Raw genomic sequence first — 17,624 nt, forward strand, 5'->3', positions numbered from 1 at the left:
TGATCTAAGAGGAAGTTCCATGCCGAAGCAGTCCGCCCCCCAGGAGCTCGCCCAGATCGCGCCCAAGCTGGTCGAGGTCACCAACGAGGTCCTGTTCGCCGACGTCTGGGAGCGCCCCGAGCTGTCGCCGCGCGACCGCAGCCTGGTCACCGTGAGCGTGCTGGCGGCGCTCTACCGCTCCGAGCAGCTCGGCTACCACTTGGGCGTGGCCTTGGACAACGGCCTGAGCGTGGAGGAGCTGTCCGAGGCAATCACCCACCTGGCCTTCTACGCGGGCTGGCCCAACGGCATGACCGCCGTCAACCAGCTGAAGAAGATCGCCGACGAGCGCAGCAGCGGCTGAATCCCCTCTTCCCGTCGTCATCCGAACGGAGCATCCCCTCATGAGCAAGGTCTTCCTGATCACCGGTGCCGGTCGCGGTCTGGGCGCGGACATCGCCCGCCAGGCCCTCGCGGCCGACCACCAGGTCGTGGCCACCGGCCGCCGCCCCGAGCGTGTCCTGGAGGCACTCGGCGGCGAGCAGGACAACCTGCTGGCCACCGCCCTGGACATCACCGACCCGACTGCCGCGCAGCGAGCCGTCCGGGCCGCCGTCGAACGCTTCGGCCGGATCGACGTGCTGGTCAACAACGCCGCCAACTTCTACGCGGGCTACTTCGAGGAGATCTCCGACGCGCAGATGCGCCAACAGGTCGAGACGAACCTGTTCGGACCGATGAACGTCACCCGCGCGGTGCTGCCGGTCATGCGCGCCCAGCGCGACGGGCACGTCATCACGATCTCCTCCCTCGCGGGCCTGACCGGCCTGGAGTTCTGCGTCGCCTACGCCGCCGCGAGATCGTCGCCACCGTCGTACAGCTCTCGTCCGAACAGCGCGGTCTCCATGGCGCTCCCCGCCCCTTCACTCGCACGCGATCCGGATGGACCCACCGGAGGAACCGAAGGGGCGTCAGGCAGTTGGGGTTGCCCCTTCAGCCCCAGTGAAGTGTCTCGGCCACTCGGGCTCCACCGGATGCATCCAGCGTCAAACCCCTCGAACGAGTGAGTTCTTCCCGATCATGAGTGTCATGGCCCGCACCGGCCGCCGAGGCTCCCCAGTCGGCGCCGTCGTCAATGCTAAGGGCCCGGTGATCACCGTCGACGGGCCGACCCGGCTCGTCGACGCTGACGTGGAGGGCGAGGACATCCGGGCCGTGACCGCGCTCGTGCTCGCCGGCCTCGCCGCCCGGGTGGCATCCGCGACCGGAATCACGCTTCAACCCGAACCGACGCGCGTCGGCCGATGGACCATCAGCCCCTGACGGCGTCGCGATCGGAGCCGCCCTGTGAGCCCGGCCTCCCTGCCGTACCCGCACGACCTCGGCTGGGACGACCTGCCCGCCGCGGGCCAGGCCTCCCGCGTCGCCTTCGGCGACCTCACCCACGACAACTGGGCGCCGCTCGTCGACCGCCGACCCGGCGTCCACCGCAGATCCGCACCCAGCGCGCCGACGACTGGTACGTCCTCTACCACACCGCGGTCCACTCCGTCGCCGCCGAGGCCGGAACCTCCCCTCGTCCTGCGCGGCCCTCAAGCTTCGCGGCACGAAAGATCCGACGCACCGTCAGAAAGGTCAGCAAAAAGTCAGCATCGATCCGACCAGGCCCTGCCACAGGCAGTCACACCTGAGATTCGCCAAGCCCTGAATGCCGGTCCGTCGGGCCACCCCGCCGAGCGGCCGGCCTCAGCTCGCGAGGAGCCCGGGTCACTCCGGACGCGTCCACCGCCAGGAAGGCTCCGCAGACCACAGCGAGGGGAATCGCCTCAGGTCAGCGCGCCCGACCGCGCGATTTCAGCGGGACGTTGGGCAGCTCTGGAGCGGGCAGCCGGGCGCCGTCGTAGCAGAGCGCTTCGCCGAACCGTGAGCCCTTCTCCCAGTCGTTTCGTGCCTGTACGATCTCCTCACCGGATCGGCCGATGAAGTTCCACGACAAGGCGATCCTGCGCCTGGCCGGCGGGGAAGTGCACGTGAGCACCATGCGCGAACGCACCGTCCCCAACCCTGGAAAGCAGTTCCCGGCGGCGATCGTCGGCGGCACCGGCGCCTACCGGACCATCGCCGGCGACGGCACCCCGGAGTACACCACTGCCGACGACCCCACCATCATCCTGAACTACAGCGTTCGATAGGGCGCCGGGAGTTGAACCGCGAGCCGAGCTCGTTGCGTGAGCTCGCAGGTCACCGGACCTGTTGATCTGCTGACGGGCCGTCGCCCCTCCCGGCCGCCATCGCGCGCAGGGCGTCGACGGCGAGGCGGGCGGTGGTGCCGATGGCGGCGTCGGCGGCGGGGAGGGTGATGGTGGTGGCGGCGGCGCGGGTGAAGACGGCGAGGGCGTAGCGGCCGCCGTCGGGGTATTCGACGACGCCGACCTCGTGGCGCAGCGTCGGGAGGGTGCCGGTCTTTCCGTGGACGCGGACGTCGTCGTAGGGGAAGCCGGAGGCGAGGCGGTGCGGCCAGACCTGGAGGCCGAGCAGGCGGCGGAGGGCGGCGCCGTGTTCGCCGGGGCAGGCGTCGCCGTGCCAGAGGGCGGCGAGCAGGGTGGTCATGTCGCGGGCGGTGCTGCGGTTGGTGAAGGCCGGGTCGAGGACTCTGAGGCGGGCGACGACGGCGGGGTCGACCGGGGAGTCGCGGCCGGTGTCCTCGGCGAGGGCGGCGATGAGGTCGCGGAGCTTGTGGACGGCGACGGTGCGGGTCAGGCCGAGGTCGGCCATGGTGCGGTTGACGGTGTCGAGGCCGATCTCGTCCCAGAGGACGTCCGCGGCGGCGTTGTCGCTGACGGCGACGGTCAGGTAGGCGAGGTCGCGCAGGGAGAGCCGGGCGGCGTCGAGCATGGCGGCCAGGCCGGTGCCCCCGGAGGTTCGGCCGGCGGCGGGGACGTCCACCTGGCGGGTCAGGTCGATCCGTCCGGCGGCGGCCTCGCGGAAGAGCGTGACCAGGAGGCAGAGCTTGTGAACGCTGGCGGTGCTGACCGGGGTGTCGGCGTCGAGGGCGATCTCGGTGCCGGTGTCGAGGTCGCGGGCGTGCAGCCGGCCGCTGACGCCGGCGTCGGCGAAGGCGGCGGCGATGCGGGCGCGTGCGGTGCGGGTGCCGGCGGGGCGGTAGCCGGATGCGCGGTTGCCGTGGGCGCGGTCGCTGGTCACAGCGGGAACTCCATTGCGGGCCGGGGGAAGAGCGGGGGGTTGGGCGGCTGGGGCAGGAGGCCGCCGTGTTCGGTCAGCGCCTCGTGGGCGGCCTCGGCGAACAGCCGGACGGCGGGGCCGCCGCTCCCGGTCGGCCAGGCCGTGGAGGTGCGCCAGGCCAGCGGGGTGCCGGTCAGCGGACGCCAGACTGTACCCGGTGGCGGCGCGGTGCGTGGCACCAGGGCGACGGCGCTGCCGGTGAGCACGAGTGCGCCCGCGACGTCCGGGCCGGGCGGGTCGACGACGGCCTCGGGAGTGCAGCCGTGCCGGGTCAGGGTGGTGAGCATCTCGTCGTACAGCGCGGGGGCGGTGGCGCGGGGGAAGAACACCAGGCGCCGGCCGGTCAGTTCGGCCACTGCCAGCTCCGGGCGGTCGGCGTCCGGGCTCCCGGCGGCGAGCAGGACGCCGAGCGGCTGGTGCAGGACCGGCCCGAACGCCAGCCCGGCGGCCGGGCACGGGTGGCGGACGACGGCGACGTCGACCGTGTGCTGGGCGAGTTCGCGCGCCATGACCGCGACCGGCAGTTCCCGCAGTTCGAGCCGGGTGCCGGGGGAGGCGCTCTCGAAGCCGGTGAGCAGCGCGGCCAGGACGGCCGGCCCCAGCTCGGGCGGCACGGCCGCGCGCAGGGTGCCCGCCCGGCCGGTGCGCAGGTCGGCGGCGGTGGCGAGGAGGCGGGCGGTGCTCTCCAGCACCTCCTTCGCCTCCGCGAGCAGCAGCAGGCCCGCCGGGGTGAGCTCGACTCCGCGCGGGCCGCGGTCGAACAGGGTCACGCCGAGCTCGCGCTCCAGGCGTTTGATCCGCTGGGAGAGCGAGGGCTGGGCGATCCGCAGGCGCTCGGCGGCGCGGCCGAAGTGCCGGTCCTCGGCGACAGCGCGGAAGTGGCGTAGGTGCCCCAACAGGTCCATGGCCAGCAATCATAGGCATTCTCATATCGATCTCTTCACCATAGTGGTCTTGGACTGATGGCCAGGCGGCCTGTTTAGCTGAGGGTGACGACACGAACCACCTGGGAGACCACCGATGACGCCTGCCCTTCGCCGCCCCCGTACCGCGCTGCCCGCCGTGGCCCTGCTCGCGGCCACTCTGCTGAGCGGGTGCGGCTCTGCGGGACTCAGTAGCCATGCAGCTGCCGGCACATCCGCCCCGGCATCCAGCGCGACGCCTTCGACGGATACGACGAGCGCTTCCTTCAAGGGACTTGAGCAGCAGTTCGGCGCCCGCCTCGGCGTGTACGCGGTGGACACCGGCAGTGGCCGGGAGATCGCCTACCGGGCCGACGAGCGGTTCGCGTTCGCGTCCACGATCAAGTCGCTCGCCGCCGGCGCCCTGCTGCGCAAGGCCTCCGACGAGGAACTGGAGAAGGTGGTCGCGTACCGCCAGGAGGACGTGTTGGCGTGGGCGCCGATCACCTCGCAGCACGTCGCCACCGGCATGAAGGTGCGTGATCTGGCCGCCGCCGCGATCCAGTACAGCGACAACACCGCCGCCAACCTCGTCATGGCCGAGCTCGGCGGCCCGGCGGCCGTCCAGCAGTCGCTGCGCGACCTCGGGGACCCGACCACCAGCGTCGACCGCACCGAGCCGACGCTCAACGAGGCGACCCCGGGCGACACCCGCGACACCAGTGCCCCCCGCGTCTTCGCCGCCGACCTGCGCCGCTACGCCCTCGGCGACGTCCTCGCGGAGGACCGGCGCCGACTGCTGACCGACTGGCTCATCGGCAACACCACCGGCGCCCCCTACGTCCGCGCGGGCGTGCCCACCGACTGGAAGGTCGGCGACAAGACCGGTAACGGCGGCTACGGCACCCGCAACGACGTCGCCGTCGCATGGCCCCCCGGCGGCCGGAGCCCGGTCGTGATCGTCGTCATGTCCGACCGCGGCAAGGCCGACGCCACCTCCGACGACGCGCTGATCGCCCAGGCGACGAAGACCGTCGTCGGCGCCCTCGGCTGAACACCCCCGACCGCCAAGAGCTCCGACAGCCAAGAGCCCCGACCGCCAATACCCCCGACCGCCAAGAGCCCCGACCACCAGGAGCCCCGACCGCCGTGATCCACCCCACCCGCCGGACCGCCACGGACGCCGACTTCACCAGACGCCGCTTCGCCCAGCTCGCCGCCCTGGGCATCGCCGCCGGAGCCGTGCCGATCGCCGCCTCGGCCCCGGCCGCCGCGTCGGCCCCGGCCGCCGCGTCGGCCCCGGCCTCCACCTCCGCGGGTACGCCGTCCGCCTCCCGCCCGCACTACGACCGCGCCCGCCGCCTCGCCGGCGACGACCCCGTGCTGCGCGCCCTGGTGACGGCGCTGACCCCCGGCTCCGACCTTCCCCAACTGCCCGCGCCGGCGCCCGTCAAGCTGTTCGACAACCTCGTGCTCCTGAGCGCGGGCTGGGTCTCCGCGATGGCGGTGCTGACGGACGACGGCATCGTGCTGATCGACGCACTCACCTCCCCGGCCGACGCCGACGCCGTCATCGTCCCCGGGCTGCGCGCGGTCGGAGCCGATCCGGCGGCGATCAAGCACGTCGTCCTCACCCACGGCCACTCGGACCACTTCGGTGGCGCGCAGACCCTCGCCGACCGCTACGGCGCCCGCGTGCACATGTCCCCGGCCGACTGGGACCTCCTCGCCCGCACCCGCCCGGCCGACGCCCCCGCCCGGGACCTCGACATCGCGGACGGCGAGCAGCTCACGCTCGGCGGCACGACGATCGAGCTGCACCACACCCCGGGCCACACCCCCGGCACCGTCTCCCCGGTCATCCCCGTCCGGGCCGGCCGCCGGCACCACAGCGCGATGCTGTGGGGCGGCCTCAACCCGCCCTCGACGGCGGAGGAGCTGCGCACCTTCCTCGCGTCCGCCCACGCCTTCCGGGCCGTCATGCGCCGGGCGAACGTGGAGGTCGAGCTCTCCAACCACCCGAACGACCACGGCCTCGAACGCGCCGAACAACTGCGCCGCCAGCCGCCCGGCGCCGCGAACCCCTTCCTCCTCGGCGGCCCCCGGACGCAGCGGTACATGGCGGTCATGGACGCGATGCTGCGCGGCCGGATCGCCGACGCCGAGGCGCCGACGGCCCGGGCCGTCGCGGCACCGCACACCTGCTGCTGACCGTCCGGATCATGCCCGGCCAGGGGCAGTACCGGTGAGTTCGACCTTCCTGGCGTGGAGCCGGGGGGATCGCCGGTGAGCGGCTGGTCCGGGCGGGGCTCACGGAGTGCGGGCGGGGTGTGGTGGCAGGGGGAGTCGGAGGAGGAAGCGGGCGCCGGTGGGGGAGTCGGCGAGGGTGAGGGTGCCGTGGTGGCGGGTTGCCAGGTCGCGGGCGATGGCGAGGCCGAGTCCGGCGCCGCCGGTGTCGCGGGTGCGGGCCTCGTCGAGGCGGGTGAAGGGGGCGAAGACGCGCTCGCGGTCGGGGGCGGGGATGCCGGGGCCGTCGTCCAGGACTTCGAGGACGGCCCACTGGCCGTCGGGGCCGTGGTCCTCGGTGAGGGTGACGGTGACGCGGTCGGCGGCGTGGCGCAGCGCGTTCTCCAGCAGGTTGCGGAGCAGGCGGTGGAGTTGGGCGGCGTTGCCGGGGACTTCCAGCGGGCGGTCGGCGTGGACGGTGATCCGGCTGGTGCCCTGCGGGAGTTCGGCGGCGACGTCGCGGGCGAGGTCGGTGAGTTCGACCCGGGTGTGGTGGGCCGGTGCGGCGGCGACGGGTGGGCGGGCGAGCAGGAGCAGGTCGTCGGCGAGGTGCTGGAGGCGGACGGTGTCGGCGCGTGCGGCGCGGACGACGGTGGGCCAGTCGGTGCGGTCGGGGTGGGTGAGGGCGACCTCCAGGGAGGTGCGCAGTCCGGCGAGGGGGCTGCGCAGTTCGTGGGAGGCGTCGGCGACGAAGCGGCGCTGGGCGGTGACGGCGTGGTCGAGCTTCTCGAGGGTCTGGTTGGTGGTGGTGGCGAGGTGGGCGATCTCGTCGGCGGTGGGCGGGACGGGGACGCGCCGGTCGAGGTGCTGGGCGGTGATGGAGGCCATCTGGGCGCGGATCGCCTCGACCCGGCGCATCGCCTGGGCGGTGACCGCCCAGGCGATGGCGGCCACCAGCAGGACGGCGAAGGGCCCGGCGACCAGCAGCAGCCGTTGGACGGATTCCTGGACGCGTTCGGCGTCCCAGGGCGGTACGAGCAGGTAGGCGGTGACGGTGCGCTCGCCCCGGTCGGGTTCGCCGAAGCCGGACCGCAGGGAGTAGCCGTCGATGCCGCCGGCGCTCTGTCCGTACAGGGGGAGGGTGTGGTGGGCCAGACGGCTCGCGGTGCCGGCGGCCGGGGCGCCGAGCGTGAGGGTGCGGGAGACCTGCTCGCCTTCGGGCAGCGGCGTGAGCTGGGCGGCGACCTGGGCACGGAAGGGTTCGAGGTCGGGGCTGACCTCCAGGAGCCGGCCGGAGTCCAGGACGAGGGCGTAGGCGCGGTCGCCGCCGAGCAGCCCGCTCGCCGGGACGTGGCCGGTGCGCATGTCCGCGACCGCCACGTCGAGGCGGGCCTGCGCGGCGGCCTTCGCGTCGTCCGACTGGGAGTCGTAGAGGCTGTGGCTGAGCCAGAACGCGCCCGCGGTGAAGGCGGCGGCAGCGGCCAGGCCGGCCGCCGCCGCGGAACGGGCCCGCAGCGAGCGCAGTGAGCGCAGCAGCCGCGGCGGCCTAGCCACGGGAGTCCAGCCGGTAGCCGGTACCGCGCACGGTGACGATGCAGTTCCGGTCGAACGGGACGTCGATCTTGCGGCGCAGCGCGCTGACGTACACCTCGACGATGTTCGGGTCGCCCTCGTAGCCGCTCTCCCAGACCTGGTCGAGGATGGTGGTCTTGGCGACGACCTCGCCGGGGCGTTCGGCCAGGCACTCCAGGACGGCGTACTCGCGGGGCGTGAGCGCGACCGGGGTGCCCGCGCGGCGGCAGGAGCGGTCGGCGGGGTCGAGGACCAGGTCGCCGACGGTCAGCTCGGGCGGGCGTTCGGCGCCGCCGCGGCGGACCAGGGCGCGTAGCCGGGCGACCAGGACCGGGTAGGAGAAGGGCTTGGCGAGGTAGTCGTCGGCGCCGGTGTCCAGGGCCTCGATCTCGTCGTACTCGCCGTCCTTGGCGGTGAGCATCAGGATGGGAGTGGTGACGCCTTCCTGGCGCAGCTGGGCGCAGACCCGGTAGCCGTTGAGGCCGGGGAGCATGACGTCCAGCACGATCGCCCGGTAGTCGCCGGTGCGCGCGTACCAGAGGCCGGAGCGGCCGTCGTGGACGACGTCCACGGTGTAGCCCTCCGCTTCCAACCCGTCCCGGAGGGCATCGGCCATCCGGGTCTCGTCCTCCACCACCAGTACGCGCATGCGTCTCAGCATGTCACGGGGGGTGTCACGGTTCCTGAAGGTGCTTTCAGGCTCTTTCAGCGGATCTTCAGAGGGCGGGTCGGACGCTTCGGGGGTCGCCCCACGTCCGCCCTACCGCGAGGTGAGCCCCGTGACCCTGACCCTGACCCGCGCACCCCGCGCCACGGTCGCACCCCAGTCCCAGCTCCAGTCCCAGCTGCGGACCCGGCCCGGATCCCGTCCGCTGCCCGAGCCGCCGCGGCGGGGCCGGACCGCCCTGCTGCCCTGGGCGCTCGCCGCCGTGCTGTTCGCCGCCTACACCGCGCTGTCCGTCTCCCGCCACCTGCACCTGCGGACGTCCGGCTTCGACCTGGGGATCTTCGAGCAGGCCGTGCGCGGCTACGCCGAGGGCCGCGCGCCGGTCTCCGAGCTGAAGGGGCCGGGCTTCCACCTGCTCGGGGACCACTTCCACCCGATCCTGGCCACCCTCGCACCACTCTACCGGGCCTTCCCCTCCCCGCTGACCCTGCTGGTCGCCCAGGCGGCGCTGCTCGCCGTGTCCGCCGTCCCGGTGACCAGGGTGGCTGCGCGGGCGGCCGGTCCGTGGGCGGGCGCGGGCATCGGCGTCGGGTACGGCCTGTCGGTCGGCCTGCAGCAGACGGTGGCCTTCGACTTCCACGAAATCGCCTTCGCCGTACCGCTGTTGGCCTTCGCCCTGGAGCGGCTGACGCTGCGGAGGTGGCGTGCGGCCGCGTGGTGCGCGCTGCCGTTGCTGCTCGTGAAGGAGGACCTGGCGGCGACGGTCGTGGCCGTCGGCTGCTACCTGTTCTGGCACGGTCGCCGCCGACTCGGCGCGGGCGTCGTCGCGCTCGCCGCCGCCACCGTGGCGCTGGTGGTGCTGGTCGTCATCCCGGCCCTCAATCCCGACGGCGTCTACACCTACCTCTCCAACGTGGACGGCCCGGCCGGCGACCCCGTGACCAGGCTGCTCCTGCCCGCCCAGAAGTGGGGGACCGTCGCCGTGCTGCTGGCCCCCACCGCGTTCCTGGCGCTGCGCTCCCCACTGGTCCTGCTCGCCCTGCCGACGCTGGGCTGGCGGTTCTGGTCCACCAACCCCGCCTACTGGGGGACGGGCTTCCACTACGGCGCCGTCCTGATGCCGATCGTCTTCCTCGCCTTCGCCGACGCCCTGGCCCGGCTCCGCGCGCGGCACGGCCTGCGGCGGTGGACGGCCTGCGGCCTCGTGGCCGTCGGGCTCGCGGTGACGGTCGCCGCCCTGCCCTTCCGCCCCCTCGCCGAGCTGGCCCGGCCCGCCACCTGGCAGCGCGACGCGACGGCCGACGCCGTGCGCGGGGTGCTGCGGGTGATCCCGGACGGTGCGCAGGTGGCTGCCGCCAACGGCATCGCACCCCAACTCACCGACCGCACCCGGGTTTTCCTCTTCCCGTACTACCCCGGAGGCTCGGGTGTGAAGCCCGACTGGGTCGCGGCCCCCGACCACCCGCGGGACGGCCTCTTCCCCGCTGGCCAGGAGGCCGAAGCCCTTCGCGCCCTCCCCGCCGCCGGCTACCGTCCCGTCGCGAGTGCCGGCGGCGTCACCGTCTACCACCTCGGTGTGCGGGAATGACAAGGCGGCCCAGCGGCCCTGTCGGCCCTGTCGGCACTGCCGGCACTGCCGGCACTGCCGATGGGGCCGGGGAGGCCGGGGAGGCCGGTCACGGTGCCCGGACCGGCCCACGCCCTACCTCCTTCTCCCGGAACTGCTGCGGCTGAGTGACAAAAGGAGGGCTCCCCCGAGATGTTCACGATATGACGAGTCGACTCCTCTTAACTTCTTCCGAGATTCGGATGCGTCGCCCAACAGGCGGTCCAGCGCGTTCGCCACCCATGGAGGTCGTTGGATGAATCGTCGTCCCCGGGTCGCAGCGTCGCTGGCGGGTGCGGTAATCGCCCTGGCGTCTCCGTTGGCGGACGTCGCTGCGCAGGCGTCCGCACGGCATGCGTTCGGCTCCATGTGGCTCCAGGACGGGGATGGGGAGGGGGAGGGGCGACACCATGACCACAATCCCTTGCGTGACTGCCACAGTTCCCGCCGTGTCGTACTCATCGACCAGAACTTCAGAATCATCCTGAAGAACGGCCGGTACGGGCCGGAGGCTCTCGTTCTCCAGGGGGACGCGTCATCCTCACCCTCGTCGCCGGCAGCACCGTGGGACAGCTTCAATGTTTCAACGTATTTGGACGTGAACTACCCCACCCAGACCAGCAACCAGTACGAGTGGCAGATTCGTGACTTCTTCAGGGAGCACCCGCTCTTCGTGGTGAAGGCATTCGACCGCCACGAGCGAGTTTTCTCCTTCCCGGCTGCCCACTGCATCGACAGGCACGACGACGGTGACCGCGGTGACGGCGCTCCTCCGTACGGGGGTGGAACTGCCGACGGGAGCGGCGCGTCCGGCTCCCCGTCGCCCCAAGCAGGGGACAATCCCCAAGGCGGCCAGCCTGGGCCGGAGACTCCCAGCTCCGGGGCCACCATCCCCCCTCCTCCGCGCGATGCTGCGGCTGAAGGCAGGAACAACCGTCTGCTGAGCGCGAAGCACATCGGGATCGCGGTCGGCGGTTTGCTGGTGGTTCTGGGAATGCTGGCCACGGCATGGCTCCGGCGTCGTTCTGACACGTGACAGTCGGCCGGAAGAGGAACCGGCGGCGCTGAGGACGTGTCGAAAGCAAGAAGATGACATCGAAACCGGGGCGGTTGAACGGCGCCGGGATGAGCCCGGCGGGTTCCCGTCCATTGGTCAGGCGGTGTCCGGCACGGAGGCGGCGCGAGTCCGGTCTGTGGCCGCCGCCCCGCAGTCGCCGGTGCTGGGGGCCTGGACCGGCAGCAGAAGGCGGTTTGGGTGACGGCCCCGGGAGACAGCGCCACCTTGTGCTCCCCCTGGAAACCGAGCCGTTCCGCTGAGCCATGGGGTGGTTCACGCCGTGCCCCGCCCGGGCCTGTGGGGTCGGCGGGGCACGGCGTGCGGTGCTCAGCGGTCGTCGCCGAGTTCCTGGTGCATCTGCGGCTGGTCGTCCTGGTCGTGGGTGAGCGCGAACTTCTGGATCTCGTTGAACGTCTTGGAGGCCATGCCGAGGACGTCCTTGTAGGGGTTGACTCCGGTGGTCTTCTGGACGGAACCGCCGAGGAGCCCGCCGCCCAGGCCGCTGACCACGCCGTGGCCGGCGGCGAGCGGACCGGAGGCGAGGTCGAGGACGCCCTTGGGCACGCCGGCCATGTCGGCGTACTCGTCGGTGAGCGCGTGCCGGACCAGGGCCATGAGCGCGTCGTGCGTGGGGCCGGGGTAGAACTGCTTGTAGAAGTCGACGGCCTGCTGCGTCATGAAGACGCCGTCCTCGGTCTTCTTCCACTCGTCGTTGCGCGCCTGGTTCCAGATGCGCGTGACCAGGTCGGCGTCCTTGGGCAGTTGCCACCGCTCGGGAGTGCCGAGGTAGTGGTTGACGTAGTGCCAGGCACACATGAACCCGTGGGCGTCTTCCTTGGAGACGTCGATGCCGAGGTTCTTCATCGCCTCCAGGATCTGCACGCTGAACACGCAGGAGGCGCCGGTGGTGTATTTGATCGACACCGGCTCGCCCCACTTGGCGTAGTCCCACGTGCCGCTCTTCTTGTGCAACTGCCGTACGGAGGCGTGGACCAGGCGGACCTTGGTGACGTTCGCCGCGAGGGTGCCGTCGCGCAGGGCGTTCTTGTTGCCCATGTCGAGGAACAGCCGGGACGACTGCGACAGGCGCCGGCCCGGGCCCTTGACGCCGCCGAGCCGCCCGGTCGAGCGGAGCGTGAACGCGCCGGTGGGGGAGAGGTAGGTACCGATCAGGCCGACGGTGCCCTGGAGCATGGTCACTTCGCCGTGGTGGTGGCCGAAGAAGCCCTCCGCGGCGTCGACGTCCGCCTCCGACCAGTCCGGCGGCGGCGCCGCGGCCTCCCGCAGGAAGTCCGCCAGCCGCTGGGGCAGTTGGGAGAGGTCCTGACCGGGCTTGAGCGTCCCGATGGTGCGGAAGAGGGCGTTGACGCCGTCGATTTCCTTGTGGTCGATCAGATCGGAGACGAGCTGATCGGCCTGCGGGTCACCTGCCTGGCCCGCGGCCTCCAGCTCTTGCGTCGCGTTCTGAGTCGTCAAAGCCACAGAAGGGCTCCTTCCTTCGCTGAGGGGGGAAGCCGCCGGTCGGCACGTGCCGGGAACCGTGGTCGACATGGCGTCCCGGGCAGATGGATCAGCGAGCAGCGGCATGCTTCCGACCCTGGCGGAACGTCGTACCTCAGCTGAGCGAAAAAACGTTTCGCCCTCCCCCGAACGAGTGAAGGGCACCACGGTGGACCTGTCCGGCCACGGCACGAGGCGCGGTGGCGGGCCGTCTGTCGTGCTACCGGGACGCCGCCACGACACTGTCCCGCAGCACCTCGATGGCGGGCGTCCACGTGTCCACTCCGTCCAGGGCGTGCAGCCAGTGCCCTGTGGGGTTGGTGGACAGCGGCTGGGGCCGGGTGCCGTATCCGCGTCGGGGCTCGTGGCGTGGCCCGGGGTGTAGTTCTGGGCGTGCTCCCGGTCCCGTCGTCCGCCTACCGCCCTGCGGATCGGCCTGTACCCGGCCGGGCTGCGGGCCGAGATCGCGGCGAACGCTCCGGCGTCCGAGCCCGGGCCCGCCAGGGAAGCCGCTGGGTGAGGGCCTGCCCGGCGGCCCGGAAGGTTCGTACGCCCCACTACCTTCTCTGACCATGAACATGGGGGAGCGGCTTGTCGCCGCAGCAACAGTGATCGTCGCGCTCGGGGGAGCAGCGGCCCGCACGTCGAGCGGGGCGCCGGCGACGGCCGCCGCGCCCGTGTCGGCCTCGGCGTCGCCTGTTGCGGGCACCCCGGAGTGGGCCGCGAAGTGGCTCGGCGACCCCGAGGGGAGCCGCAGCGCCTCCCGGGTCGTCGGCTGCTGCGCCCGGCTCGCCATCGTCCAGAGCGGCGGGCGTCAGGGCGACGCGGCTCTGTGCGATGCGGCTTTGTGTGACGCCGAGTGGGCGAAGTCCGCCCCGGCCCGGAAGGTGGTGCTGGACCGCGACGGCTTCGACGAGGGCTGCCAGGTCGCTAGCTAGTACAGGTCCGAGCTGCGGATCGTCGCCCAGCTGATGCTCCGGCCGCCGCTGGGGTTGACGAAGACGACCTTGAGGCCGCCGAGGGCGGAGACCTGAAGGCTGGCCTTCTGCAAGGAGCTGGACTTGAAGGTGTTGGCGGACCAGCAGAGGCGGCTGTTGGCGTCGTAGACGACGAAGTTCCCGTCGCCTTGCATGATCGCCTTGTAGCCGCAGCCCCAGGTGTTGGCCTGCCACACGGGGTGGACGAGACTTGCCTCCTGGTAGGCCCGGTAGAGGACGAGGTTGCCGTCGTTCTGCAGGATCAGCTGGGTGTCTCCCGCTTCGATGTGGCCGCCGCGGTAGAGGATGCCGGGCTCGTCCAAGTCCGCGGTGGGCAGGTCGTAGGCTTGCGCGGTCCCTGCCGACGCCACCGTCCCGACCAGTGCCAGCATGCCGGCCGCCATCCCGAGGCCCATGTGCCGCAGCGTCTTCGTTGTCTTCATTTCCCCGTGTGCCTTTCTCATCTGTTCGCGCCCGTGAACGCGTGGGGCGCCCTGTGCAGGAAGGATCATGCGCGAAGGCAGTAAACAAACGATCAACGCCCACGTGGACCGGCGTCAGCCGAGGCCGGCCACCGAACGCGTCGAGCCGGCGTCAGGCGGGGCGTGCGTCGGCCGGTAGGGAGTCCGGGCGGCTCGACGACCTGGGGTGCGAACGCGGCACAACTGTCCGACCGCCGCGTACGACCGGGTGCCGACCAGGGCTTCCGGCGCAGCGATCCGCACCACGTGAAGCACGGCTGGCACCTTCCACGACGGTGCCGCATCAGCCAGGCCCGCAGGCTCCGTCCGTTCGATCGCCGTACCAGGCTGATGAACGGGTGACTTGACGACAGACAGCGACGGGACGGCCCGCTGCTCGTGCCCCCGCACCGGATGGTGGGGTCCGCCCCGTCGGCGCCACGTGGACGACCAGCGTACGGCTCGGGCATTTCCAGCTTCCCTGCCCGGACATGCCAACCTCGATCGGTTGTCCATCGATTGTCTGCTCGCGACCGGTGGGCTGTGGGCACCGGCTTGTGGACCGCCCCGGTTGTGCGGTCGGTGCCCGGCGGCCGGTTTCCGAGAGTTGCAGAGGAGTGCATTCATGACGAGCTCGTCCCTGTCCGTACGGCGCAGCCGGTTGGGTGGTGCCGCCCGCTGGATCGTCCCCCTGGCCATGGTCGGCGCGCTGGGAGCCCAGGGTGTTCCGGCCTTGGCCGCCGAAGGGCCCGCCGCCCCGTCCGTCCAGCAGCCGCATCAGCCGGCGCCTGAGGGATTCGCCTCCTGGGACGATCTGTTCGCCCTGCAGCGGAGTATGAATGCCACGGTGCGCCATGTGGAGCGTTTGGCGGCGCTGGAGACGGTGAACGGGTATGCCGGGGCGGTGGCCTCGCCGCAGGCGCGCAGGGTTGAGATCTTCTGGAAGGGTGAGGTGCCGGCCCCGGTCAGGGAGTTCACCGAGCGGAGCAAGATCCCGGTCGATGTCAAGCCGGCGCCCTACAGCAAGGCCGAGCTCGAAGACGCGGCGAAGCCGGTGATGGAGCAGATGGGCCGTTCGTTCGGCAGCGGCCGCGTCACCGAGGTCGCTGTCCCTGTGGACGGCACGGGCCTGCAGGTGCAGGTGGCTGGACTCGGGCCGGCCGGTTTCGCGGCTGCGGGGCCGCAGGCGAAGCCGCAGGTCCTCTCCGACGTGAAGGTGCCGGTCACGGTGGAGGTTGTCCCTGATCCCGCCCGGCCGCTGGAGGGCCGTTGGGACGACCAGTCCGCCGCCGGCGCGTACATGCGCGACCGCAAGGGGCCGTTCGGGGCGGGGCTGTGTTCGACGGCGTTCACGAGTACCAACGGGAGGGCGTTCACAGCGCGCCACTGCTTCCCCGACGAGAACAGGAAAGACGTATACGACGGGTGGGGCGGGTGGTTCGCGAACCTGGACTCGGCTGAGGTCAGCCACCGGAACACCACGGTGGACGTGGCGCTCGTGAAGGCCAACGACGCCAACTTCTTCAAGCCGACTGTGTGGCGGGGCGCCAGTACAAACAGTAGCGGCTCCCAAGGACAGACGAAGTCCGCGGTGGTCGGCGCCGACAGTCCGGTGGTGGGCAACATCGTGATCACCTCCGGGGCCAGTTCCGGCGAGCTGGGGGGGATCCAGGTCAAGCGCAAGGTTCTCCAGTACGAGGCCCAGGACGGCAATGGCAACAGCAAGCTGTTCGGGCCTGCGTGGAGCGCGAAGCAGCAGTCGAACGGCCCGGCGGCCGGAAGGGGAGACAGCGGCGGGCCGGTGTTCGTCCCCGCGCCTGAGGGCGTCACGGCGGTCGGGATCATTTCGGCAGGTGACCAGCCGGTCTCCTGCCCCGAAGGGGGCGGCCGGTTCTGCGGGAGCGTCCTGAAGTTCGTCGACATCGCGGACGCGTCGGGCCTGCTCGAGGCACCCATTGAGTACCAGACGTCCGGCGGGGAGGCCGCAGCCCAATTCTCGCCCTCGGTCCGGGATTCCGGCAGCGAGTTGCCGTCCAGCGGCGTCCATGAGGAACTCATGTCGGCGAACAACGGATTCGAAGCCGATCTCGAAGGCGGCAGCACCGCCCCGGGTACCGAGGTCCAGGCCGCCCGGGGCGAAGCGGAGAATCCCAACAACGAATGGGTCTTCTGGGACAAGGGCAACGGTATGTGGCAGATCGAGACGGCCTACGGTGGCGGCATGGTCATCGACCACAACCCGGATACGCACCGGACCCATCTCGCCCAGGCCCAGGACGGCAACAACAACCAGCTCTGGTCGTTCCAGGGCGTGGGCGACGGCTGGAACCAGCTCGTGAACGCGGCAGGCGGCTGCCTCACCGCTGACCGGGAGGGCGACGGGCTGGGCGTGTGGGCCTGCGACTCCAACAACGCCGGCCAGAAATGGCGAGTCGGCTGACAGCGTTCGTAGCAGTACGGCTTCAGGGGTGGCGGGCCCGAGATGCCTGCCACCCCCGTGGTGCCTCTCGCGGCCTCGGGTAGGCCCCGGGGCGCCGATCGAGCGGATCTCGGCCCGGCGTGCGAGGCGGCGGTCCGCCGCGCCGGGCGCAAGGCTGGTGAGCCTGTCGGCAGGGTGCGGTCCCGTGGGGCGGAGGCTGAGGCTGAGGCCGCGAGGCTGAACTACGAGCGGAAGCGCATGGAACTGCCTGTCTTCGCCTGGCTACAATCCCAACTCGGCACGACTCGGCACCGCCACCCCCGCCGACGACCTCACCAGCCGGTACAACCGCCTCGGCGCTGCCCGCGCCGTCGCGACCGACGTCCTGGCCGAACGCCGCGCTGGGCTGCTCGCCGACCCGCTGCGCCGCGTCATGGACGGCGTCGTCACCGTGGACCGCACGGCCAACTTGACCGGCGTCGAACGTCAACTCGCCCAGCTCCAGACCGCCCTGGGGCCGGACGAGGCCGCGCCCGGCGACGGCATCACCCCCCACCTCGACACCGGCACCCTCGTACCTGCGCGCCGCAGCCGATGAAGCGCCCCACCGACACCACCACGGACGAGCCGGACGACGCGGACGTTACTGGCGGACTCGACACCGCGTGGCAGCAGTTGGCCGCCGCCCAGGCCGCCGTCCTCCTACGCGTCGGTGCCGGTCCTGGATGAAGGCCGGCGCGGTCTCGTTCGCCGCTCTCGTGTGAGGCGTGCCGGAGTTGTGCCGCCCATCTCCGGGGCGACCAGGCCGTGCAGGGTGAGGTCGTCCGCCCCGTACGGCCCTGTGCGTGGGCCGTACGGTTGGGCGGAGCTGTGGGCCGGTTGCCGGACGCCGGTCAGGTGTCGGTTGCGGGTTCCTGGTCGTGCGGGGTGCGGCGGAGTTGTTCGTTGAGGCGCAGGGCTTCTTCGAGTTGGTCTTCGAGGATGATGATGCGGCAGGCGGCTTCGATGGGGGTGC

General features: G+C 71.9%; 17 protein-coding genes and 3 pseudogenes. 12 read left to right on the plus strand and 8 right to left on the minus strand.

Going from position 1 to position 17,624, the window contains the following annotated elements:
• The first annotated feature begins 19 nt into the window (after positions 1-19).
• From AB0O19_RS28440 to AB0O19_RS28450, 3 genes and pseudogenes are all read left to right on the plus strand, one after another.
• The gene (locus AB0O19_RS28440; protein ID WP_363623544.1) at positions 20-343 is read left to right on the plus strand and encodes a carboxymuconolactone decarboxylase family protein; all 324 of its coding nucleotides are present in this window, start codon (positions 20-22) and stop codon (positions 341-343) included.
• 40 nt (positions 344-383) lie between these two features.
• Positions 384-839 (plus strand): annotated as a pseudogene (locus AB0O19_RS28445) (SDR family NAD(P)-dependent oxidoreductase); the annotation flags it as partial.
• Between the two features lie 229 nt (positions 840-1,068).
• Positions 1,069-1,302 carry a hypothetical protein gene (locus AB0O19_RS28450; protein WP_363623546.1) on the plus strand — a complete coding sequence of 78 codons (234 nt, stop codon included), beginning with the start codon at positions 1,069-1,071 and terminating at the stop codon, positions 1,300-1,302.
• A gap of 508 nt (positions 1,303-1,810) precedes the next feature.
• Here the strand turns inward: AB0O19_RS28450 and AB0O19_RS28455 are convergent.
• Positions 1,811-1,981, minus strand: a pseudogene (locus AB0O19_RS28455) (pirin family protein); the annotation flags it as partial.
• Here AB0O19_RS28455 and AB0O19_RS28460 point away from each other — a divergent pair.
• On the plus strand, positions 1,959-2,171 hold the full coding sequence (locus AB0O19_RS28460) for a hypothetical protein (RefSeq protein ID WP_363623580.1): 213 nt from the start codon (positions 1,959-1,961) through the stop codon (positions 2,169-2,171). The pseudogene AB0O19_RS28455 and the gene AB0O19_RS28460 sit on opposite strands and share 23 nt — an antisense overlap.
• Positions 2,172-2,220: 49 nt before the next feature.
• On the opposite strand, the gene AB0O19_RS28465 is transcribed toward AB0O19_RS28460, so the two are convergent.
• Both AB0O19_RS28465 and AB0O19_RS28470 read right to left on the minus strand, forming a co-directional pair.
• A complete protein-coding gene (locus AB0O19_RS28465; protein WP_363623578.1) occupies positions 2,221-3,108 on the minus strand; it encodes a serine hydrolase in 888 nt (295 codons plus the stop codon).
• 71 nt (positions 3,109-3,179) lie between these two features.
• Complete coding sequence (locus AB0O19_RS28470) at positions 3,180-4,127, minus strand: LysR substrate-binding domain-containing protein (protein WP_363367787.1); 948 nt, start codon at positions 4,125-4,127, stop codon at positions 3,180-3,182.
• Between the two features lie 115 nt (positions 4,128-4,242).
• On the opposite strand from AB0O19_RS28470, the gene bla reads away from it, so the two are divergent.
• Together bla and AB0O19_RS28480 are read left to right on the plus strand one after the other, a co-directional pair.
• Positions 4,243-5,178 (plus strand): class A beta-lactamase, encoded by a 936-nt coding sequence (bla, locus tag AB0O19_RS28475; protein ID WP_363623548.1) that lies wholly within the window; start codon positions 4,243-4,245, stop codon positions 5,176-5,178.
• 95 nt (positions 5,179-5,273) lie between these two features.
• Positions 5,274-6,335: an MBL fold metallo-hydrolase gene (locus tag AB0O19_RS28480; RefSeq protein WP_363623550.1), complete on the plus strand. Its 1,062-nt coding sequence runs from the start codon at positions 5,274-5,276 to the stop codon at positions 6,333-6,335.
• A gap of 99 nt (positions 6,336-6,434) precedes the next feature.
• Here AB0O19_RS28480 and AB0O19_RS28485 read toward each other — a convergent pair whose 3' ends face one another.
• Positions 6,435-7,904 (minus strand): HAMP domain-containing sensor histidine kinase, encoded by a 1,470-nt coding sequence (locus AB0O19_RS28485; protein WP_363623552.1) that lies wholly within the window; start codon positions 7,902-7,904, stop codon positions 6,435-6,437.
• Entirely contained in the window at positions 7,897-8,571 is a 675-nt protein-coding gene (locus AB0O19_RS28490; protein ID WP_363623554.1) for a response regulator transcription factor, read from the minus strand. Before AB0O19_RS28490 ends, AB0O19_RS28485 begins: the two co-directional genes overlap by 8 nt.
• A 130-nt stretch (positions 8,572-8,701) precedes the next feature.
• Between AB0O19_RS28490 and AB0O19_RS28495 the strand changes: the two genes are divergently transcribed.
• Together AB0O19_RS28495 and AB0O19_RS28500 are read left to right on the plus strand one after the other, a co-directional pair.
• Positions 8,702-10,177: a DUF2079 domain-containing protein gene (locus AB0O19_RS28495; protein WP_363623556.1), complete on the plus strand. Its 1,476-nt coding sequence runs from the start codon at positions 8,702-8,704 to the stop codon at positions 10,175-10,177.
• A gap of 274 nt (positions 10,178-10,451) precedes the next feature.
• Positions 10,452-11,231 (plus strand): hypothetical protein, encoded by a 780-nt coding sequence (locus AB0O19_RS28500; RefSeq protein ID WP_363623558.1) that lies wholly within the window; start codon positions 10,452-10,454, stop codon positions 11,229-11,231.
• A 348-nt stretch (positions 11,232-11,579) separates the two neighbouring features.
• Here the strand turns inward: AB0O19_RS28500 and AB0O19_RS28505 are convergent, their stop codons facing one another.
• Positions 11,580-12,734 (minus strand): oxygenase MpaB family protein, encoded by a 1,155-nt coding sequence (locus AB0O19_RS28505; RefSeq protein ID WP_363623560.1) that lies wholly within the window; start codon positions 12,732-12,734, stop codon positions 11,580-11,582.
• A 590-nt stretch (positions 12,735-13,324) separates the two neighbouring features.
• Here AB0O19_RS28505 and AB0O19_RS28510 point away from each other — a divergent pair.
• Complete coding sequence (locus tag AB0O19_RS28510) at positions 13,325-13,690, plus strand: hypothetical protein (protein ID WP_363623562.1); 366 nt, start codon at positions 13,325-13,327, stop codon at positions 13,688-13,690.
• On the opposite strand, the gene AB0O19_RS28515 is transcribed toward AB0O19_RS28510, so the two are convergent.
• Positions 13,687-14,172, minus strand: coding sequence for a hypothetical protein (locus tag AB0O19_RS28515; protein ID WP_363623564.1), 486 nt, complete (start codon positions 14,170-14,172; stop codon positions 13,687-13,689). The two genes, AB0O19_RS28510 and AB0O19_RS28515, sit on opposite strands and share 4 nt — an antisense overlap.
• A 643-nt stretch (positions 14,173-14,815) precedes the next feature.
• Between AB0O19_RS28515 and AB0O19_RS28520 the strand changes: the two genes are divergently transcribed.
• The 3 genes from AB0O19_RS28520 (at position 14,816) to AB0O19_RS28530 (ending at position 17,338) form a co-directional block, all read left to right on the plus strand.
• On the plus strand, positions 14,816-16,630 hold the full coding sequence (locus AB0O19_RS28520) for a trypsin-like serine protease (RefSeq protein WP_363623566.1): 1,815 nt from the start codon (positions 14,816-14,818) through the stop codon (positions 16,628-16,630).
• Between the two features lie 412 nt (positions 16,631-17,042).
• A complete protein-coding gene (locus AB0O19_RS28525; RefSeq protein WP_363623568.1) occupies positions 17,043-17,207 on the plus strand; it encodes a hypothetical protein in 165 nt (54 codons plus the stop codon).
• Positions 17,204-17,338, plus strand: coding sequence for a hypothetical protein (locus tag AB0O19_RS28530; protein ID WP_363623570.1), 135 nt, complete (start codon positions 17,204-17,206; stop codon positions 17,336-17,338). The genes AB0O19_RS28525 and AB0O19_RS28530 overlap by 4 nt, the downstream gene beginning before the upstream one ends.
• Before the next feature lie 164 nt (positions 17,339-17,502).
• Here AB0O19_RS28530 and AB0O19_RS28535 read toward each other — a convergent pair.
• Positions 17,503-17,624: pseudogene (locus AB0O19_RS28535) on the minus strand (MerR family transcriptional regulator); the annotation flags it as partial.

This window comes from Kitasatospora sp. NPDC091276, assembly GCF_040684355.1.
In the GTDB taxonomy this organism is placed as follows: Bacteria; Actinomycetota; Actinomycetes; order Streptomycetales; family Streptomycetaceae; genus Kitasatospora.

Coding starts and splice junctions, on each gene's coding strand:
- AB0O19_RS28440 (WP_363623544.1), top strand. CDS start 20: ATGCCGAAGCAGTCCGCCCCCCAGGAGCTCGCCCAGATCGCGCCCAAG.
- AB0O19_RS28450 (WP_363623546.1), top strand. CDS start 1,069: ATGGCCCGCACCGGCCGCCGAGGCTCCCCAGTCGGCGCCGTCGTCAAT.
- AB0O19_RS28460 (WP_363623580.1), top strand. CDS start 1,959: ATGAAGTTCCACGACAAGGCGATCCTGCGCCTGGCCGGCGGGGAAGTG.
- AB0O19_RS28470 (WP_363367787.1), bottom strand. CDS start 4,127: ATGGACCTGTTGGGGCACCTACGCCACTTCCGCGCTGTCGCCGAGGAC.
- bla (WP_363623548.1), top strand. CDS start 4,243: ATGACGCCTGCCCTTCGCCGCCCCCGTACCGCGCTGCCCGCCGTGGCC.
- AB0O19_RS28490 (WP_363623554.1), bottom strand. CDS start 8,571: ATGCGCGTACTGGTGGTGGAGGACGAGACCCGGATGGCCGATGCCCTC.
- AB0O19_RS28500 (WP_363623558.1), top strand. CDS start 10,452: ATGAATCGTCGTCCCCGGGTCGCAGCGTCGCTGGCGGGTGCGGTAATC.
- AB0O19_RS28510 (WP_363623562.1), top strand. CDS start 13,325: ATGAACATGGGGGAGCGGCTTGTCGCCGCAGCAACAGTGATCGTCGCG.
- AB0O19_RS28515 (WP_363623564.1), bottom strand. CDS start 14,172: ATGAAGACAACGAAGACGCTGCGGCACATGGGCCTCGGGATGGCGGCC.
- AB0O19_RS28520 (WP_363623566.1), top strand. CDS start 14,816: ATGACGAGCTCGTCCCTGTCCGTACGGCGCAGCCGGTTGGGTGGTGCC.
- AB0O19_RS28525 (WP_363623568.1), top strand. CDS start 17,043: ATGGACGGCGTCGTCACCGTGGACCGCACGGCCAACTTGACCGGCGTC.
- AB0O19_RS28530 (WP_363623570.1), top strand. CDS start 17,204: ATGAAGCGCCCCACCGACACCACCACGGACGAGCCGGACGACGCGGAC.